Source organism: Kitasatospora sp. MAP12-44 (assembly GCF_029892095.1).
Lineage (GTDB): Bacteria > Actinomycetota > Actinomycetes > Streptomycetales > Streptomycetaceae > Kitasatospora.
Genome location: NZ_JARZAE010000004.1, coordinates 8,735,611 through 8,751,643, shown reverse-complemented (window position 1 = coordinate 8,751,643; position 16,033 = coordinate 8,735,611). Strand labels below are relative to the sequence as shown.

At 70.8% G+C, this 16,033-nt stretch carries 18 protein-coding genes and 1 pseudogene; 11 read left to right on the top strand and 8 right to left on the bottom strand.

The window, feature by feature from the left end; translation table 11 throughout:
- Positions 1 to 224: 224 nt before the first annotated feature.
- Entirely contained in the window at positions 225 to 875 is a 651-nt protein-coding gene (locus P3T34_RS39435; RefSeq protein WP_280671638.1) for an ISAzo13 family transposase, read from the bottom strand.
- A 54-nt stretch (positions 876 to 929) separates the two neighbouring features.
- Here P3T34_RS39435 and P3T34_RS39430 point away from each other — a divergent pair, with 54 nt between their 5' ends.
- Complete coding sequence (locus P3T34_RS39430; protein ID WP_280671636.1) at positions 930 to 1,844, top strand: IS982 family transposase; 915 nt, start codon at positions 930 to 932, stop codon at positions 1,842 to 1,844.
- 90 nt (positions 1,845 to 1,934) lie between these two features.
- Here the strand turns inward: P3T34_RS39430 and P3T34_RS39425 are convergent.
- From P3T34_RS39425 to P3T34_RS39415, 3 genes and pseudogenes are all read right to left on the bottom strand, one after another.
- Positions 1,935 to 2,941 (bottom strand): annotated as a pseudogene (locus tag P3T34_RS39425) (IS5 family transposase).
- 205 nt (positions 2,942 to 3,146) lie between these two features.
- Positions 3,147 to 3,317: a hydrophobic protein gene (locus P3T34_RS39420; protein ID WP_280671634.1), complete on the bottom strand. Its 171-nt coding sequence runs from the start codon at positions 3,315 to 3,317 to the stop codon at positions 3,147 to 3,149.
- An 87-nt stretch (positions 3,318 to 3,404) separates the two neighbouring features.
- Positions 3,405 to 3,818, bottom strand: coding sequence for an STAS domain-containing protein (locus P3T34_RS39415; protein WP_280671632.1), 414 nt, complete (start codon positions 3,816 to 3,818; stop codon positions 3,405 to 3,407).
- A gap of 129 nt (positions 3,819 to 3,947) precedes the next feature.
- On the opposite strand from P3T34_RS39415, the gene P3T34_RS39410 reads away from it, so the two are divergent.
- The 4 genes from P3T34_RS39410 to P3T34_RS39395 all read left to right on the top strand — a co-directional run bounded on the left by P3T34_RS39410 (position 3,948) and on the right by P3T34_RS39395 (position 6,023).
- Entirely contained in the window at positions 3,948 to 4,304 is a 357-nt protein-coding gene (locus P3T34_RS39410) for a winged helix-turn-helix domain-containing protein (protein WP_280671630.1), read from the top strand.
- A complete protein-coding gene (locus P3T34_RS39405; RefSeq protein WP_348534768.1) occupies positions 4,301 to 4,621 on the top strand; it encodes an SOS response-associated peptidase family protein in 321 nt (106 codons plus the stop codon). Before P3T34_RS39410 ends, P3T34_RS39405 begins: the two co-directional genes overlap by 4 nt.
- Before the next feature lie 54 nt (positions 4,622 to 4,675).
- Complete coding sequence (locus P3T34_RS39400; protein WP_280671628.1) at positions 4,676 to 5,587, top strand: hypothetical protein; 912 nt, start codon at positions 4,676 to 4,678, stop codon at positions 5,585 to 5,587.
- Between the two features lie 211 nt (positions 5,588 to 5,798).
- Positions 5,799 to 6,023 (top strand): hypothetical protein, encoded by a 225-nt coding sequence (locus P3T34_RS39395; protein WP_280671626.1) that lies wholly within the window; start codon positions 5,799 to 5,801, stop codon positions 6,021 to 6,023.
- Between the two features lie 44 nt (positions 6,024 to 6,067).
- Here the strand turns inward: P3T34_RS39395 and P3T34_RS39390 are convergent, their stop codons facing one another.
- A complete protein-coding gene (locus tag P3T34_RS39390; protein WP_280671624.1) occupies positions 6,068 to 6,805 on the bottom strand; it encodes a dienelactone hydrolase family protein in 738 nt (245 codons plus the stop codon).
- A gap of 542 nt (positions 6,806 to 7,347) precedes the next feature.
- Between P3T34_RS39390 and P3T34_RS39385 the strand changes: the two genes are divergently transcribed.
- Together P3T34_RS39385 and P3T34_RS39380 are read left to right on the top strand one after the other, a co-directional pair.
- The gene (locus P3T34_RS39385) at positions 7,348 to 7,509 is read left to right on the top strand and encodes a hypothetical protein (protein ID WP_280671622.1); all 162 of its coding nucleotides are present in this window, start codon (positions 7,348 to 7,350) and stop codon (positions 7,507 to 7,509) included.
- Positions 7,510 to 8,471: 962 nt separating this feature from the next.
- Positions 8,472 to 9,611, top strand: coding sequence for a DUF4190 domain-containing protein (locus P3T34_RS39380; protein ID WP_280671620.1), 1,140 nt, complete (start codon positions 8,472 to 8,474; stop codon positions 9,609 to 9,611).
- Positions 9,612 to 9,712: 101 nt separating this feature from the next.
- On the opposite strand, the gene P3T34_RS39375 is transcribed toward P3T34_RS39380, so the two are convergent.
- Complete coding sequence (locus tag P3T34_RS39375) at positions 9,713 to 10,213, bottom strand: transposase family protein (RefSeq protein WP_280671618.1); 501 nt, start codon at positions 10,211 to 10,213, stop codon at positions 9,713 to 9,715.
- A gap of 274 nt (positions 10,214 to 10,487) precedes the next feature.
- Here P3T34_RS39375 and P3T34_RS39370 point away from each other — a divergent pair, with 274 nt between their 5' ends.
- Positions 10,488 to 10,952: a hypothetical protein gene (locus P3T34_RS39370; RefSeq protein WP_280671616.1), complete on the top strand. Its 465-nt coding sequence runs from the start codon at positions 10,488 to 10,490 to the stop codon at positions 10,950 to 10,952.
- Between the two features lie 474 nt (positions 10,953 to 11,426).
- Here the strand turns inward: P3T34_RS39370 and P3T34_RS39365 are convergent, their stop codons facing one another.
- Complete coding sequence (locus P3T34_RS39365) at positions 11,427 to 11,828, bottom strand: hypothetical protein (protein ID WP_280671614.1); 402 nt, start codon at positions 11,826 to 11,828, stop codon at positions 11,427 to 11,429.
- A gap of 228 nt (positions 11,829 to 12,056) precedes the next feature.
- Between P3T34_RS39365 and P3T34_RS39360 the strand changes: the two genes are divergently transcribed.
- From P3T34_RS39360 to P3T34_RS39350, 3 genes are all read left to right on the top strand, one after another.
- Positions 12,057 to 13,331, top strand: coding sequence for a M48 family metallopeptidase (locus tag P3T34_RS39360; RefSeq protein ID WP_280671612.1), 1,275 nt, complete (start codon positions 12,057 to 12,059; stop codon positions 13,329 to 13,331).
- A gap of 175 nt (positions 13,332 to 13,506) precedes the next feature.
- The gene (locus P3T34_RS39355; RefSeq protein ID WP_280671611.1) at positions 13,507 to 14,136 is read left to right on the top strand and encodes an RNA polymerase sigma factor; all 630 of its coding nucleotides are present in this window, start codon (positions 13,507 to 13,509) and stop codon (positions 14,134 to 14,136) included.
- Positions 14,133 to 15,170: a CU044_5270 family protein gene (locus P3T34_RS39350; protein WP_280671608.1), complete on the top strand. Its 1,038-nt coding sequence runs from the start codon at positions 14,133 to 14,135 to the stop codon at positions 15,168 to 15,170. The genes P3T34_RS39355 and P3T34_RS39350 overlap by 4 nt, the downstream gene beginning before the upstream one ends.
- 518 nt (positions 15,171 to 15,688) lie before the next feature.
- Here P3T34_RS39350 and P3T34_RS39345 read toward each other — a convergent pair.
- On the bottom strand, positions 15,689 to 15,982 hold the full coding sequence (locus P3T34_RS39345) for a hypothetical protein (RefSeq protein WP_280671606.1): 294 nt from the start codon (positions 15,980 to 15,982) through the stop codon (positions 15,689 to 15,691).
- Positions 15,983 to 16,033 lie beyond the last annotated feature (51 nt).

Genomic DNA, 16,033 nt, shown 5'->3' with positions numbered 1-16,033 from the left:
CTTCTCAACGGCCAGTCCTGCACCCCGCTGGAACGTCCCACCTGCGGAGCCGAAAATCACGAAGCATCATCGGGGGTTCACTCGCGTTCACCCGTCCGGTCTTCCCCTTGCCTGTGGCCTGCGGATGGAACGCGGGCCCTTGGGCTTCTCCCCCGAGCTCCGCACCGAGCCGTTACCGGCAACGCACGTCGGGGTGGGGACTGGCCTTGAGCACTGGCCAGGAACTACGCTGCCGACCTCAGTCGTCGGGCCTCTGACCAGCGCATTCGCTCGTCTCGTGCAGCATCGTGTCGCACCTCCTTCTTCTTCGCGTCCACCGATACCACCGGGTCCCAACTCGCCTGGTAGGTCTTGACCTGGTCGTTGATGTAGCGGAACTGGGCGTCTCGGTCCGGGTGACTCGCGCCCTCCAACACCCGGGAGTTGCCTTGCAGGCTGAAGCCCTCCTCCCGCAGCAGGTCACCGACGGTATCCGCGCTCACACGGTGCCCCTGGCCGGTCAGCTCTGCGGCCAGGTACCGCGTCGACTTGGTGGTCCACCGCAACGGCGACATCGGGTCGCCCCGCAGATCGGGTTCGACCAGCGCCAGCAGAGCGGGACGCAGGTCCGGATCGATGTCTGCTGCGCGCTTGCGTCCGCCGCCGGGACGTCGGACCCGCCCCAACGGCGGGTCACCACGCTCCAGTTCGGCGGCTCCCTGCGAGACCGTCCCCTCGCGTACTCCGGCTGCCCTGGCAACCACGCGGATCCCGCCGTGGCCCAGCGACCGTGCTTCCGCACCCATCATCAAACGGCGTTGACGCTCATCCAGATGCGGGAACACCGCCTGGAACTTCGCCGCCAGCAACTCCCGCGTGCCCTCCGGTATGCCCATACCAGATCAACGAGTCAGAATCACGGAAGCGACGCGTAGTTCCTCTGCGCGGCCGTGAAGACAGACTTGGACTCCCTCCCGACCGCACTCTACGTCAAGACCGACGACTTGCTGAAGGAATCACCGTACCTCGCCCCCTGCCGGCCCGTGGTGGGCATCGCGCCGCGGCTCAGCGACGCGGAGCTGGTGACCTTGGCGATGATGCAGGCGATGCTCGGCTTCACCTCCGAGGCCCGCTGGCTGCGGCACGCCCGCGTCAACATGCGGCACCTGTTCCCCTATCTGCCCCAGCAGCCCGGCTATAACAAGCGGCTACGCAAGGCCGCCGACCTCATCCGCCGCGTCACCCGCACGCTGGCCCGTGACACCACACTGTGGAGCGACGACGTGTGGGTTGTGGACTCCACCCCGGTGGAATGCGGTCGTTCCCGCGAGACCGTCAAACGCTCCGACCTGGCCGGATGGGCCCAGTACGGTTACTGCGCCAGCCACAGCCGCTACTTCTGGGGACTGCGGCTGCACCTCGTCTGCACCCTGCACGGCCTGCCCGTCGCCTTCGCGCTGACCGGCGCCAAGGCCGACGAGCGCGAAACCCTGCTGGACCTGCTCGCGGTCGAGCCCCAGCTCACCGCCGAGCGCCATGGCCAGACACTGATCGGCGACAAGAACTACTTCGGCCACGAGTTCGAACAGCAACTGGCCAAGCTCGGCATGCGGCTACTGCGGCCCGCCCGCAAGGGCGAGGCCGAGCGGCCCGGATCACAGCTCTTCAAGCCGCTGCGGCAGGTCATCGAGTCGATCAACGAGACCTTCAAGGGCCAACTCGACCTCGAACGACACCGCGGCCGCACCCCTGGCGGCGTGGCCGTCCGCGTTCTCCAGCGCATCCTCGCGCTCACCGCCGCGATCTGGCACAACGACCACACTGGTCAGCCGGTCATGCGCACACTGACTGCGTACGACCACTGAGCCCTTGGAATCGATCATCTAGTCGGCGCCGGCCGCATTGGTTGCAGCTCTCGTGGCCAGGTTCCAACTAGGGCCTGTTCTGAGTTCAGATCATGTGGCGGGCCGTAGGCTGCGGAGCCAGATGACGGCGCCGCGTAGGTGGAGTCCGGCGAGGTAGCTGTCGGGGGTCTTGTCATAGCGGGTGGCCAGACCGCGCCACTCCTTGATCTTGTTGATACAGCGCTCGACGGTGTTGCGGTCCTTGTAGAGGTCGGCGTCGTGCGTGACGGGACGGCCGCCGCGCGAGCCCTTCTTCCTGCGGTTGGCGGCCTGGTCGACCTTCTCCGGGATGACGGCCTTGATCCGGCGTCGGCGCAGGTAGGCGCGGTTGGCGCGGGAGGAGTACGCCTTGTCGCCAGCGATCGCGTCCGGGCGGGTGCGGGGCCGGCCCACCGGAACGCGGACCTTGATCCGCTCGATGACCGGGATGAAGCGGGGGCTGTCGGCGGCCTGCCCAGGCGTGAGCACGAAGGACAGCGGCCGACATTGGCGTTCGGCCGCGAGGTGGGTCTTGGTGGTCAGCCCGCCGCGCGAGCGTCCCAGCTCGGCCGCGCGGAGCCGGGCCTTGCGGCGACGGCGGACACGACGGCGTTCCTCGCGAGTCGCGTCGTCCGTCTCGCCGGCCGGGCCGGGCGCCGCCACTACTGGATCGGTTTGCCCCTTTTGTGGAGCCCCTTTTCCTTCGTGGCGGCCTTCTCCAGATCCTGCAGCAACTCCGGGTCGACGACCATCCCGGCCGCGTGGTGGTGCGCGCGGGCGACCGTGGAGTCCACGCTGACCAGGCTGAGATCGACCTGTCCACGGGCTGCGGCCTCGGCGATCATCCCCTCCATCAGCGCCTGGAAGGTCCCCGTGGTCGCCCAGATCTGGAACCGGCCGTAGACGGTCGACCAGGATCCGTAGCGCTCAGGGACGTCCCGCCATGGACTCCCGGTCCGAAACCTCCACATCACCGCATCGAGCTGTCGGCGCAGGTCGGGGATCGGCCCACGCTCGCCCAGCGGCAGGAGCGGCTCCACCAACTCCCATTCGGCATCGCTCAGACCACCACGCGTCACACCGCCGTTCTACCGGGCCGAGACCGTCCGGCGTCGGCGAACCACCAAACCGTGATCTGAACTCAGAACAGGCCCTAGGAGCAGGTACTCCTCCTCGACGCCGAAGGTCAGCACGGGAGCCCCGCCGGACGGTGCCGGCCTGGGGACGGTGTCCTGCGCCTGCCGCCGTCGGGTGGGGGTGTGGGGAGCGGGGCACGGCGCGGTGTCACCAGCGGTACCAGCGGTTGCGGCTCCCGCCGGTGGACGAGCCCCGCATGACGAAGCCCAGGAGCCACAGCACCAGGACGATGAGCGCGATCCACCACAGCACGTGGACTGCGAAGCCGGCGCCGCCGAGGATCAGGGCGATCAGCAGGACCAGAATCAGGGGAACCATGAGAACCAACTCCTGTGGGTCGGTGAGCGAATCGGTGGCGGGAGGAGAGAGCGCCCGGCGGCCCGCCGTTGCACCCTTCGACGGCGGTCAGGTCGGGGCCTCGGCGGCGCTGAGGGAGCCGGTGAGCACGTCGCGGGTGCCGGTGATGTCGAGCAGTCTGCACAGCTGCGGAGTCATCGCCGTCACCAGCGCGACGCACCCTGCGGCAGCGGCGTCCTCGCGGGTCCGGAGCAGGGCGCTAAGGCCGGCGCAATCGCAGAAGGACATCCCGGTGAGGTCCAGCTCGAGGACGGTGGCGGTGTCCCGGGTCGCGATGGCCAGCGCCCGCCGGAGCTCGTCCGCGCCGTCGTGGTCGACTTCGCCGACCACTTCGGCCAGGACCCGCTCCGCGGCCACCCGTGTGACGTACACAGCGAACCGGGCCGTCGGCGCCGATTCTCCCGAGGGGAACGCTGAGCGGTCTTCGGTGGCCGGCCGTGCGGGGTGCGGGCGGGGGGACATGAGCTGCTCCTCTCGCAAGAGAAGGCTTCCGCACTCGATCCTCCGACTGCCGAAAAAGCATGTCAAGCAATACGCGAAAATTTGTGCAGGTATTGGATCGCGTGAAACATCGCTCGTATGATGAGGGAGATGGATACGAGGACCGGCAGCCGTAGAGCGTGGACCTTCCTGACCAACCACGCCAGGGTGCTCTCATTGATCGCCAGGGATCCCGGCATCCGACTGCGCGACGTCGCCGCGGCGTGTCAACTGACCGAGCGCGCCGTACAGACGATCGTTGCCGACCTGGAGGCGGACGGCTACCTCACCCACACACGGGAAGGACGGCGCAACCGCTACCACATCACGCCCCACACCAAGTTGCGGCACCCCGTCGAGGCCGGCCGTACAGTGGCCGAGCTTCTCGAGCTCCTCGACAGCGAGTCGCTGGACGACGCGCCCGCCGTCACCGACCGAAGCCCCGGGCGGGGCGCCTCCGATGACTGACGCGAGGCAGGTCAGGCCGCGGAACACGGCCGCAGGCCGTAGGCGGTCACCCGCCCCGGCCCGCTGGGAGCGCTGGAGGCGTTGATCGAATCGAACCGCACACCCGGAACGACCCCACCCGCCCCGACGACGACCCGCTCGCCTGGCTGACCACCACCACGATCATCACCACCCAGGCCCGCGAGGACGTCGGCCGCGTCCACGACCGCATGCCCCTGACGATCAACCAAGACGATGTCGAGGCATGGCTTGACCCGGACCACACCGACCCCGCCCAGCTCCTGAAGAAGGCTCCCGACGCTCCCCCACTGACCTGATCAACACCGGGCCCCGGGCCGGAGCGACAGCGAGATCCCGAGGGAAGGGAGGCGGTGATCCAAGTTCACCGCGGCCCGCGACGCCGCCGCCCGCCACGCCAAGACCGACCAGCAGCCGGACCTTGCCCGCCGGATCGCCGCGCTGCGCCGCCCCGCCGCCCCGCCGCCCCCGCCTGGGCCGTCAACCAACTCAGCCGCCGCCAGCCGCAGCTGCTCCAGGAACTGCTCGACCTCGGCACCGCGCTGCGCCGCGCGCAGGCCGCTCTCGACGCCGACACCCCGCGCCAGCTCACCGCCCAGCGCCACCAGCTGCTCGAGCAACTGACCCGCCTCGCGGCCCGTGCCGCAGCGGACGCCGGCCAGCCACTCAGCGCCCAGGCGCGCGAAGCGGTCGAGCGTACCCTGACCGCGGCTGCCGCCAACGAGCAGGCCACCGACCAACTTACCGCCGGACGCCTGGCCACCGCGCTGGATCCTCCCACCTCCCTGCCCGATCCGGCCCCGTCCCTGAGCGCCGTTCCAGACCTTGGCGCGGCCGCGCAGCCGCCGACCTCCGGCGCGCCACTCAAGGCGGCACGCCGTTCCCGGCAGCAGAGCCACCCCGGCACCGCCCGCGAAGAGCGGCCTGCCGCCGATGAACAGCAGGCGAAGAAGGTGCTCCACCTGCAGGTGGAGCGGGACGGCCTCGTCGGCGGGGTGGCCCAGGCCGAGCGGGCCGTAGCGGAGGTCGAGGATGCCCTGGAGCCGTTGGCCGAGCTGGCGGCCCACGCCGCGCTGGAGGTCGAGCGGGCCAAGGCCGCGCTGGAGGCGGCCCGCTTCGCGCAGCGCGCTGCGGAGAGGACCGAGCGGGAGGCCCGCACGGCATTAGCAGGGCTGCGCAAGCAGGCAGAGCAGGCCCGGCAGCGGGCCGAAGAGAGCGAGAGCCGCCTGGCCGCGGCGAAGCGGCCAGCGGCGAAGCGCTCGTAGGCCGAACGCTCCACTGTCGACTCGGACCCTGCCGGAAAGACGCATATTGGATGAAACGCGGCGTACCTGATTGTGGAGGTGACGGCGGTGGCCAGGCCCATCTGGACGGGCGTGCTGAGCTTCGGGCTTTATGTTTGGCGGCTCGTGAGTGTCGCAGGTGAGCGCCCCGTCGTTGGGTGTGGCGCACTGTCTCCCGTGAAGGGCCGCCTCGTTGTTCCTCTACACCACCCCGCGCACCCTGCTGGCCAACATCCCTGAGCCCGAGTCGGCGGTTGCCATCCTCGGCCGGGCCGATGCCGGCGACGGGCTCCCGTTCATCCTCGACGCCGACGGGCGCTACGACGTTCAGCTGAACCGCTTCATCCGCGAGCTGCCCTCGTCGGGCATCCGCCCGAATGTGGTTCTGCTATGGGGACTTGAGGGGAGGGGACTGTGAGTGCCCGACGCGGACCAGGCCTGGCGCCAGGCTGTTTGCCTGGGTCATGCCCGCAGATCTTCCGTCACGGGCAGGCACTCGGTGAGCAGGTCGACGACGTCGCGCCAGGCTCGCTGCGCGTGCTGTGGGTGGTAGCCGACGCCGGGGACCGTGGGGTGGTCGACCGGTGGGTGGTGGAAGGCGTGCAAGGCGCCGCCGTAGACCGCGAGGCGCCAGTCGACGCCTGCGGCCTGCATCTCGGCGGTGAACGCGTTCCGCTGTGCGGGCGGCATGATCGGGTCTTCCGACCCGACGCCGGCCCACACCGGGCAGCGAATGCGCGCTGCCTCGCCCGGTCGGCCCGTGGTCAGTGCGTTGACTGTCCCGATCGCGCGCAGGTTGACGCCGTCGCGCCCGAGTTCCAGCCCGACGGCGCCTCCGGTGCCGTAGCCGATGGCGGCGATCCGGTCGGGGTCGGCCCGCGATTCGGTGCGCAACACGTCGAGCGCCGCATGGCCGATGCCCCGCATCCGGTCGGGATCAGAGAGCAGTGGTATGCAACGCGCCAGCATCTCCTCGGGGTCGCCCAAATAGCGCCCGCCGTGAAGGTCGAAGGCCAGCGCTACGTATCCCAGCTCGGCGAGAGCATCGGCCCGGCGGCGCTCGACGTCGCTGAGCCCCATGCCCTCTGGTCCGAGCAGCACCGCGGGTCGGCGGTCGATACCGGCCGGGAGCGCGAGGTGCCCGATCATCGTCAAACCGTCGGCCGGGTACTCGACCGTACGCGTCGTAATCGTCGTCATGAGACTGGACTGTAGTGATCGTCGAGCCCGGTCCGGGCGGTGTTCTGCCGCTGGCAGAACAGTGTGCGTGTCCCTCTGAAATACGGGGGCCGAGCGCTCGGGGCTTCAAGATCATCTCGTTGCCCCTTTGACGCGTACCTCGGTCACACCCCAACCAACGCGGGAACATGGAGGCGGAGGTGTCGATGAGCGACAGATGGTGACTGCGGCTGGGGGATCGGCAGATCTTGTTCGGCAAGAACGAGTTCCCATCCCGGCTGATGACCGTCTTCCAAGAGGAAGACAAGTACACGAGAGAGGACTGGGCCCGGGCCGTCGATGAACTCAACAGCCGTCCAGTCGATGAGGAGCTGGCCCCGGTCATGTTCTGCTTGATGGTGCAGCCGATTAGTCCGTGGGCGTGTTGGGTAGTGCGGGGGCGCTTTCGGGGAGCTTGGCCAGGTAGAGCAGCCTGACAGCCGGACAGGGAACCGACGGCGGTCGGGCCACCGGACAGGGAGCTACGTTCCAGACCAAGGGGCAGCGTACCGAACGGAGACCACATGACACACCGACGCACGCCCCGCAGCGCCACCCCGAACTTCCTGGAGCTCCACGCCGGTTGCCTGCACCTCATCATCGAACGAGTCCCCTACCGCCTTTTCGCCATCCTGGGCAGCCTCGCCAGCGCCCTCGGCAGCGCCGCCTGGATCACCGGACGATGACCAGCCCCACGCTCGCCCACACCCCGGACACCAAAGCCGGCATCCCACTCCACGGCGACACCACGACGCCGCCCGACCCACCGGAGCCGTTCGCGCGGTTCGCGCCGAACGTCCACAGCTGGTGCGACCCAGCATGCGACCACTGCTACGCACACAGCCGACCACAAGCGGACCGGTCGTGGCTGTACTGTCCCCAGCCATGTCCTGCGAAGAGAACCCGCCGACCTGCCCCACCTGCCAACAGCCCCTCCGGGGACTCGCCATGGCCCTCTTCCGGCGGGAGGACGACGGCAAGCGCACATGCCGCAGTGTCTGGGGCTGCCCCCAGCGCCACGTCTGGTGGAACTGGGCAGACCGCCCCGGCAGCCCCCTGGAGACCTGCCCACACCCCGACCTTTTCACCTGACCCCACCACCACCGCGCCGCAGGCCGTCCTGGCGGCACTCGGCAGGTCTTTGATGCAATGACCGCTGTGACGACCCCCGGACGACCCATCGCTCCGAGTTCCTGCGGCTGTCGGGCCTGCTCGAGCCGGCCGTACCGGCGGCCGACTCGTTGTCAACGTGGGACGCGGGCGAGCAGGAACTAGCCATCGAGGACCTCGCCGACCAGCTCTGCGAACACTACTTATCGGGCGATCATGGAGGTCGTCGCGGGCGGCGGTGGCCCGTTGCAGGCCAAGGACGTGGCCCGCGAGCTGGGGCTGGATCTGCTGGAGGCGAAGGTGGAGCTGGTGCGCGGGAAGTTGCGCAGGCTGGCCGAGCGCGGCTGGATCCCCCGAACCCCGGCCGGGCGCTACCTGTCCCCGGATCGCCGTGATCGCACTGGCCCACCTGGGCAACGCGGGGTGAAGGTCCGTCTGCAGGGTCCGCTAAAGTCCATCCTTGATCGAACACGCGTCCGCCATATCCGGGTGCGCGTCGGGCAGCTATGCCAGGCAGACCACGGGGGCAGACGCAGACATGACCGATGACCGCACCGAGCAGCAGGACATCTGGGCACCACCCTCGCCGCCCTCGCCCGCCTTCTCTGCCTCGCCCTGGGCTCCGCCTGAACCCGGCGGCTACGGCGGCCAGTTGCCACCGGGGTTCGCCGAGCCGCAGTGGCACGCGGGCACCAACGGTCTGGCGATCGGCGCGCTGGTCACCGGCCTGACGTGCTGTCTGTGGCCGCTCGGCCTGGGCCTGGGGATCGGCGCGCTGGTCCAGCTCCGCAAGCGGAAGCAGCGCGGCCGCGGGCTGGCTGTGACCGGCATCGTCCTCGGGCTCCTGGGCCTGCTGGTGAGCATCGCGTTCGGCGGCGCCTTCGTGCACGGCTTCGTGCACGGCCTCCAGCACCCGACCGCCGTGAACGGCAGGCCGTCCGTCGCCTGGTCGCTCAAGGTCGGCGACTGCTTCGACAACTCCCCCGCCCAGCCGGGTCGCATCGTGCCAGTGCCCTGTAAGGGCGAGCACAATGGCGAGGTCTCGGCCCGGCCCGCCCTGGGCAACGGCGCCTTTCCGGGCGCCGCGACCGCCCAGCGGGAGACCATGACGGCCTGCCAGGGCAGCGAGGCGGCCTACGTCACCGACCCGTGGGCACGCCCGGTCTTCGTCATGTCCACCTTCCTCTACCCCAGCGACGAGGTCAGCTGGCTGGCCGGCGGGCGCACCGGGATCTGCTACCTCAAGGACATAGCCGTCGGAAGCTACGGCAGTCCGCTGCGGCGCGACGCGACCAACCTGACCCCGGTCCAGCAGCAGTTCCTGCAGAACCTCGCCCCGCTGGACAGCACGCCGTGGGCAAAGCCCACAGGCGACCCGCAGACGGACGACGAGGCCTACCGCACCTGGATCCAGCAGACCTCGGACAGCATCAGCCTGGCCAAGGCCGGCCTGGAGGTGCAGACCTGGCCGGCCACCGCCCAGACCCAGGTGGCCGCCCTGCTGACGGAACTCCGCGCCGACCAGCTGGTCTGGACGGCTGCCACGAGGGACGCCACCACGCCGCTCGACCAACTGGTGGCCACCGTCTCCGCCCACTCCCCCGAGGCCGCCGAAGCCGCCGCCCGCACCGCCCTCTCCCTCCCCGACCACGACGAACGCTCCGCCGCCACCCAGTGAGGAAGTTCATCGCGATTCGTGCAGGTCAACCGTCCTGGCGTGAAGAGTGGTTGGGGTGCTCGTCCAGCTCATCACGGTGATCGTCACGGGGAGACCATCCGTCACCGCGCCACCTGCTGGCGGGTGAGCACCAGCAGGGCCCGCACCAGCGCGGTCGCATGCCGCGGGTGCATGCGCACCTTGGTCAGGATCCGGAAGGTCTTCAGGCTCGCGAAGCCGTGCTCGACCGGCGTCCGCAGGCTACTGATCAGCCGGTTCACGACCTTCTTCGGGGAGGACAGGCGCTTGCCGCCGCCCGCCTTGAAGCCCGTGATGACCGCCGGCAGCTCTTCGGAGCCATCGTCCAGGCCGACGAACCCCAGGCCGGCCACCGCTCCCAGCTGAAACTCCCGCAGCCGCGCGCACAGCTTCTCGTAGCGGGCGACCGTGATCTCGCTGCAAGCGCCGCGGCGGGCCGAGGAGATCCACAGCAGCCGCCCTTTCGCATCGGCCAGGGCGAGGAACAGCAGGCCGTGCGCCCTGTGCTTGCCCGAGTAGTTCCTCCGGTTCGCCCGCCCGGTGCGCCGCCGGGTGCGGATCAGCATGCCGTCCAGCAGGACCACTCACCCGCTGTCCTTGGCCACCTTCGCCAGCGCGCGGTCCAGGCGCGGGGGGAGCGTGCGGCCAGCAGTCGATCACCTCCAGCACCCACCGGCGCACCGTAGAGGCCGAGACCGCGCTGCCGCCAGCCAGGTCGGCCGGGCGGCCGGCAGCGGTAGCACTGGTTCGGCCGGAACGCCTCATCGCTGCCCACCCCGGGGCCGCCCTTACACCGCTGGCGCCCCACCGGTAGCGTCGGCTGCGGTACCCGGCAGCGGCACAGAAGGAGTCCTGAGCATGAGCGATCCACCCGCGATCGAGCCGCTACTGGAAGAACTCAGGTCCATCTGCACCCGCGCCGCAGGGCAACTGGCTGCGAGCATGCCCTCGACAACCGCCACCGTGTCTCACCGGAGCACCCCGAACTACCTGCCCTGGGCGCACATCTCGCTCATGCGCCAGGGCAGCGACGTCGAGTCGGTCGACACAGGCCTGACCATCAGGCGAAGTCCCGCCGGCTTCCTCGCAGAGATGGACATCGCAACGGTGGACGGCCGCTACGTCGCCGACCCGATCTGCATCGAGGTCCCCGAACTCAACGCGGCAGCTGCGCATCTGATCGCGCAGCGGGTCGAGGGGATGATCCAGGAGAAGCTCGCAGGGATCAAGGTGCTCCTGCTGCGAGAGAGGCTTGTGCGCGCCGTCGGCCCGACCGTGGCCAACTCCAAGGCGGTGACGACGACCGGCACAGCGTCCTCGTAGACGCCAAGGCCGAGCGCTCCCCCATCCGGGCACACGGCTGACGCCGCGGCCCACCGCCGGGCGATACGTGGACCTGCCGGCGCCGAGCGGGACGTCGCGCAGCGGCGTCGGATCGGCCATCCACGCTGCGGTCGGGGTGAGGCGACCCAAATCGGCCGGGCGGTGCTCGGTGTTCCACCAGCCGACCCAGTCCAGGAGCAGCCCAGACGAAGGCGGCGAACGTCAGCGGCGGCGCGTCCGGATCGGCGAGCCGCCCGCCGGTGAGCCTCTGACGGTGGGCGCAGCGCGGAAGGGAGAGGAGGAACATCTCCTCCACTGCGTCGTTCAGCGCCTCGATCGTGCCCTTCAGGTGCGGCTGTAGGCGGGCAGATCACGGACAGGGACGGCGAAGGCACCGAGCACGGCCCTCACCGTGGCGCGGCAGCCAGCCGGTACGGGTGAGGTGGGCGGCGCGCTGGTGAGCAGCCGTCAGGACTACGGCGGGCCCGGGTGGGGCGTGACGCGCGAGGCTTGCACGAAGTCGTCCCGGCACGGGGGTGTTGCCCTCCCCGCGGGCCCGGCCGCCGTCTGCAGGCAGTCCCGGGCCTGCGCCAGGAGGGAGGCGGCACGGCGAAGGTGGCGGTTGACGACGGGCAGGAGTGTGCCGCGGAAGCGGTCCGCGGTGCGCAGTTCGCTGGCGGCCCGCTCCAGCAGGTCACCGGCCCGGCGGACCTCGTGGCTGCGGTGGCTGGTGCGGTACTCCCCCGCCAGGGCCGCGGTGGTGTCCGCGAGTTCGCCGACGCCGGGGTCCTCGACCGGTCGCGCGCCGAAGAACACCACCGCGGCCGCCAGTTGCGCCAGCAGTTCGTCCCTGCGCCCCACCCACCACGTACTCACGCTGTGATCATGCCTCATCACATGGCGTTCTGGGTCATGAACAAGCCAACCGGCAAGGCCGTCATGGGGATCCAGCAGGCAGGCCAGGCGGACACGGCCGCCAGTCAACCCGCGGCTCACGCCCGGCAGCCGAAGACCAGCACGTCGCGATGGTGGTGGCAGGGGCCCTGGGGCTGCTCGCAGTCCGAAGGCGCGGTGGTGAGCCGGGGTCGGGCATGATCATGCGTCGTGACTGTCACTGCCTCAACCCGGTCCTGTCCCGACTGCGCCGCACCGATCGACGCCGACCCCAGATTCGTCGACTGGTGCCCTGACTGTGAGTGGAACCTCGGCGCGAGCGAACCGCGCGGTCGCTGGAGGCGCTACCGCCGCACGCGTGACCGGGCGCGAGTCGAACGGCTCTACGCCGGGCTCCTCGGTGCGCCCACGGGGCAGCGTCGCTGGAGCCTGGCCTGGATCGGCGCCCTGGTGCTCGCGGCCTTCGTCCATGCGTGGACCCTGGCGATCGTGGTCGGTTCGGCGTGGCTGCTGCTCAAGGGCTACCTGGTGCTCAAGCTGGCCGGTGCGACCGGCCTCGGGCTGGCCTACCTGCTGCGGCCCCGGTTCGGGCGCTGGAAGGCGGACGCCCTGGCGCTCCCGCGCGCCGGGGCGCCACAGCTCTACGCGCTGGCCGACCGGATCGCCGACGAGCTGGGCACCCGCCGACCGGACCGGATCCGGGTGAACGGTGGCTACAACGCCTCCTACGGCCGGCTGGGGGTGCGCCGGCGCGTCCAGCTCACCGTGGGGATGCCGCTGTGGACCGCGCTGACCCCGCAGGAGCGGATCGCGCTGCTCGGGCACGAGCTCGGCCACGGCAGCAACGGGGACGTCCGGCGCGGCCTCTGGCTCGGGCTGGCCCTGAACTCGCTCGCCGAGTTGCACCAGGTGCTGATGCCGCACCGCGGGGACGCCTGGCGGGTGCGCAGCGCCCGCACCCGGATGATGGACGAGTTGGTCACCTTCCTGCTCCAGATCTGCGCGCTGCCCGTCCGGTTGTGCTGGACCGTGCTGAACCGCCTCACGCAGCTCAGCAGCCAGCAGGCCGAGTACCTGGCCGATGAGATGGCCGCCCGGGTCGGGTCCGCCTCGGCAGCCGGCGCGATGCTCGACAAGCTCTCGCTCGCCGAGGTCGCCACGGCAAGGCTGCGACAGCGGCGCGCGGCCGGCGGGCACCACGGGCTCGCCAAGGCAGGCGACGTGGAGGAGGAGCTCTGGACCGGGCTGCGCGAGTACCTGGACTCGGTGCCGGCCGGTGAGCGGGAACGCCGCCGACGGCTCAGCGACCGGGAGATGACCGCCGTCGACGTCTCGCACCCGCCCACACACCTGCGGGTCCGGCTGCACGCCGAACGCCCCCAGCAGCCCGCCGCCGTCACGGCGCAGTCGGTGCAGTGGGCGGCGATCGAGACCGAGCTCGAACCGGCCCGGCGCCGGGTGGCGCGCGAGATCCTGGGACACTGAGAAAACATCAGATCCCCGCACGACCCCGCCGGGCTGCGCGGCGTTCGCCGCCGCCTGCACCTGAACCGCGAGGCGGTGCCCCGCCCTCTCTCTCGGCGGCGGCGCGCCGGAGTGTCGCTCCCATGCTGTGACGTGGCTCACGGGAACTGGTCGGGGAGAGCGGACAGGTAGTGGTGTGGATCAATCACAACGGGCGCGACTGCGCGCCGGGGACCAGGCTGTGCTCGGGGAGCTCTTCGACGAGCACGCACAGGCTTTGCACCGCTATGCGCTGCGCACGCTGGGGGGCTGGGCGGCCGCGGAGGACGCGGTCTCGCTGACCTTCCTGGAGGCGTGGCGGCTGCGCGGCAGTCTCCACGAGGAGGGTGAGGGGCTGCGGCCCTGGCTGTTCGGGATCGCGACCAACGTCCTGCGCAACACCGCGCGGGCCGCTCGGCGCCACCGCGCCGCGATGGCGCGGCTGCCCGAGCGGGAGGCCGTGGCGGACTTCACCGAGGAGGTGGTGACCCGACTGGACGACGGCGCCCAACTGGCCGCGGCGCAGCGCGCCCTGGCCGGCCTGCGGCGCACGGAGCGGGAGGTGTTCCGGTTGTGCGTGTGGGGCGGGCTCGACTACGCGTCCGCCGCCGAGGCCCTCGGTGTTCCGATCGGCACCGTACGCTCGCGGCTCTCGCGGGCCCGTACACGTCTGCGCTCGCTCACCGAGAAGGAGCTGGCGATGGGTCGGGAGGCCGCGGTCGCCTCCGGCGAGGTAAGGGACGGCCGCCTCGTAGCGGCCCGGTCGGTACAGGAGGACATCCGATGAACGACGCACCAGAGATGCTCCGCGCCGACCGCCACCGACTGTTGAAGGAGCATCTGATGAGTGAGATCGCCAGGCAGGAGCGGGCGCCGCGGCCGCGACGGAAGGTGGTCTGGTTGGTCGCCCCGCCGCTGGCGGTCGCCGCGGTGGCAGCCGTCACCCTGGTCGTGCCCGGACGGCATACGAACCGCCCAGTCCCTGCCGCCCCGCTGCCGTCCGTGTCCGCCGCGCCCACGCGGTCAGCGGCGCCCACCCCGGAGCCGACCGACGCTGCCGGGCTGCTGAGCCGGGCCGTGAGCGCCCTGCGCGGCCGGCCCGCGCCACAGGTCACGGCCGGGCAGTTCACCTACCGCTGGGAGATCCAGGAGGGGGCGAACACCTCCAGGCACGAGCGCAAGAGTTGGCTCTCCGTGAACGGCCGGCTCAGCGGCCTGATCGTGGACCCGACCATGACCGGGGCGGGAGACCCCGATGGCCGCAACCAGTGGCCGCCCACGCTGGGGGCGGCGCAGGGCGCGCCGACGGTGGCGAGCTTCGACGTGCCGACGTACGAGTTCGTCGCCGCCCTGCCCACCGATCCGCAGCAGCTCCTGCACCGGCTGCTCTACGACGACACCCACTACGCGGCGCCGGCCATGACGGACGCGCTGCGCCCCCAGGCGGCGTTCTCGCACGTCCAGATGATCTTCCAGAACATCATGGCGCCCCCGCCCGTGGCAGCCGCCCTGATGGAGGCGGCCGCGCAGATCCCGGGCACCGTTGTGCTCGCCGACGACGTGGACGCGGCCGGGCGACACGGGGTCGCTCTGGCCCATGACGTCGGCGGCGGCCTGCGGGTGTCGTTGGTCTTCGACTCGAGGACCGGCGCGTTCCTCGGCGTGCACGAGATGAAGCTCAAGGACCTCCCCTCCCCCGCCCCGGGCGGCGCCGCGCCCGCAGGCGGCCCGCAAGCGGGCAACGGCGCCGGCGATGAATACAGCTCGGCGATCCTCCAGGAGGGCATCGCCGACCACGTCGGGGACGCGCCCAAGGGCTGAGTGCCGCTGGGGGTCCCACTGGACCGGGCGGGTGCGGCCGGGGGGCCGCACCCGCCCCTTTCGTCTGCTGAGGGACGTCGCGGCAACGCCCGCCCGAGGACGCGCCCGCACTGCTCGGCGGCCGTTCTTGACGGTCAGGGATGCGGGACGTCCGGGATCGGGCGGGTCCTCGGCCAGGCGAACGCCGCCATGGGTGGGCAGAAGTGACCACCTGCATCCCCTCCCCCTGGGGAGGTCGCCGATGCGGCGGCAGCTCCGGATCGAGGACAGTCGGGAACGACCCCGGCAGGCGCCGGGGTTCGGGTACCCGCCAGTGTTCGTCTGCGGCCAGGGCGGACGGGTGGAGTCCGTCGAAGCCGGCTGGCCGCATCAGGTCGACCAGTGTGCAGGCCACGCCGGCAGCCGCTCAGGCCCTGCTGGACTGCCACCGCGCCACGCAGGCTGACGGGCGTGCTCCAGCGGGGGTGCCGGGGGCTCGATGAGGGACAACCAGGCCGACCATCCGACTCTGTTGGCCGTCATCGCCCTGTAGGAGGCGCTTCGACGGGCTCGAAGGCATCAAATTCGGCGTAGTGGATGATCGCCTGGCACTTCTCGGCCTCTGTTGGCCGCTGCCCTGCGCGCCACTGCGACCAGGCGTCGACCGCGTCCTGGGCCAGTTCCACTTCAAGCAGGTAGGGCAGCACTTCGGATGGCCCGTCACCGCTGCACAGGACAGCCATCGAGGCCGCAGACCAGGGCTTGGCCGCGTAGATCACTGCGGCCGGATCAAGACCATCGAGGCCGGCTATGAGACTGATCAGCGGAATCATCTGGGCTTCTCCTTCGCCACGAGTGCTTGCCTGCCGGGCCGCCAACGAGTA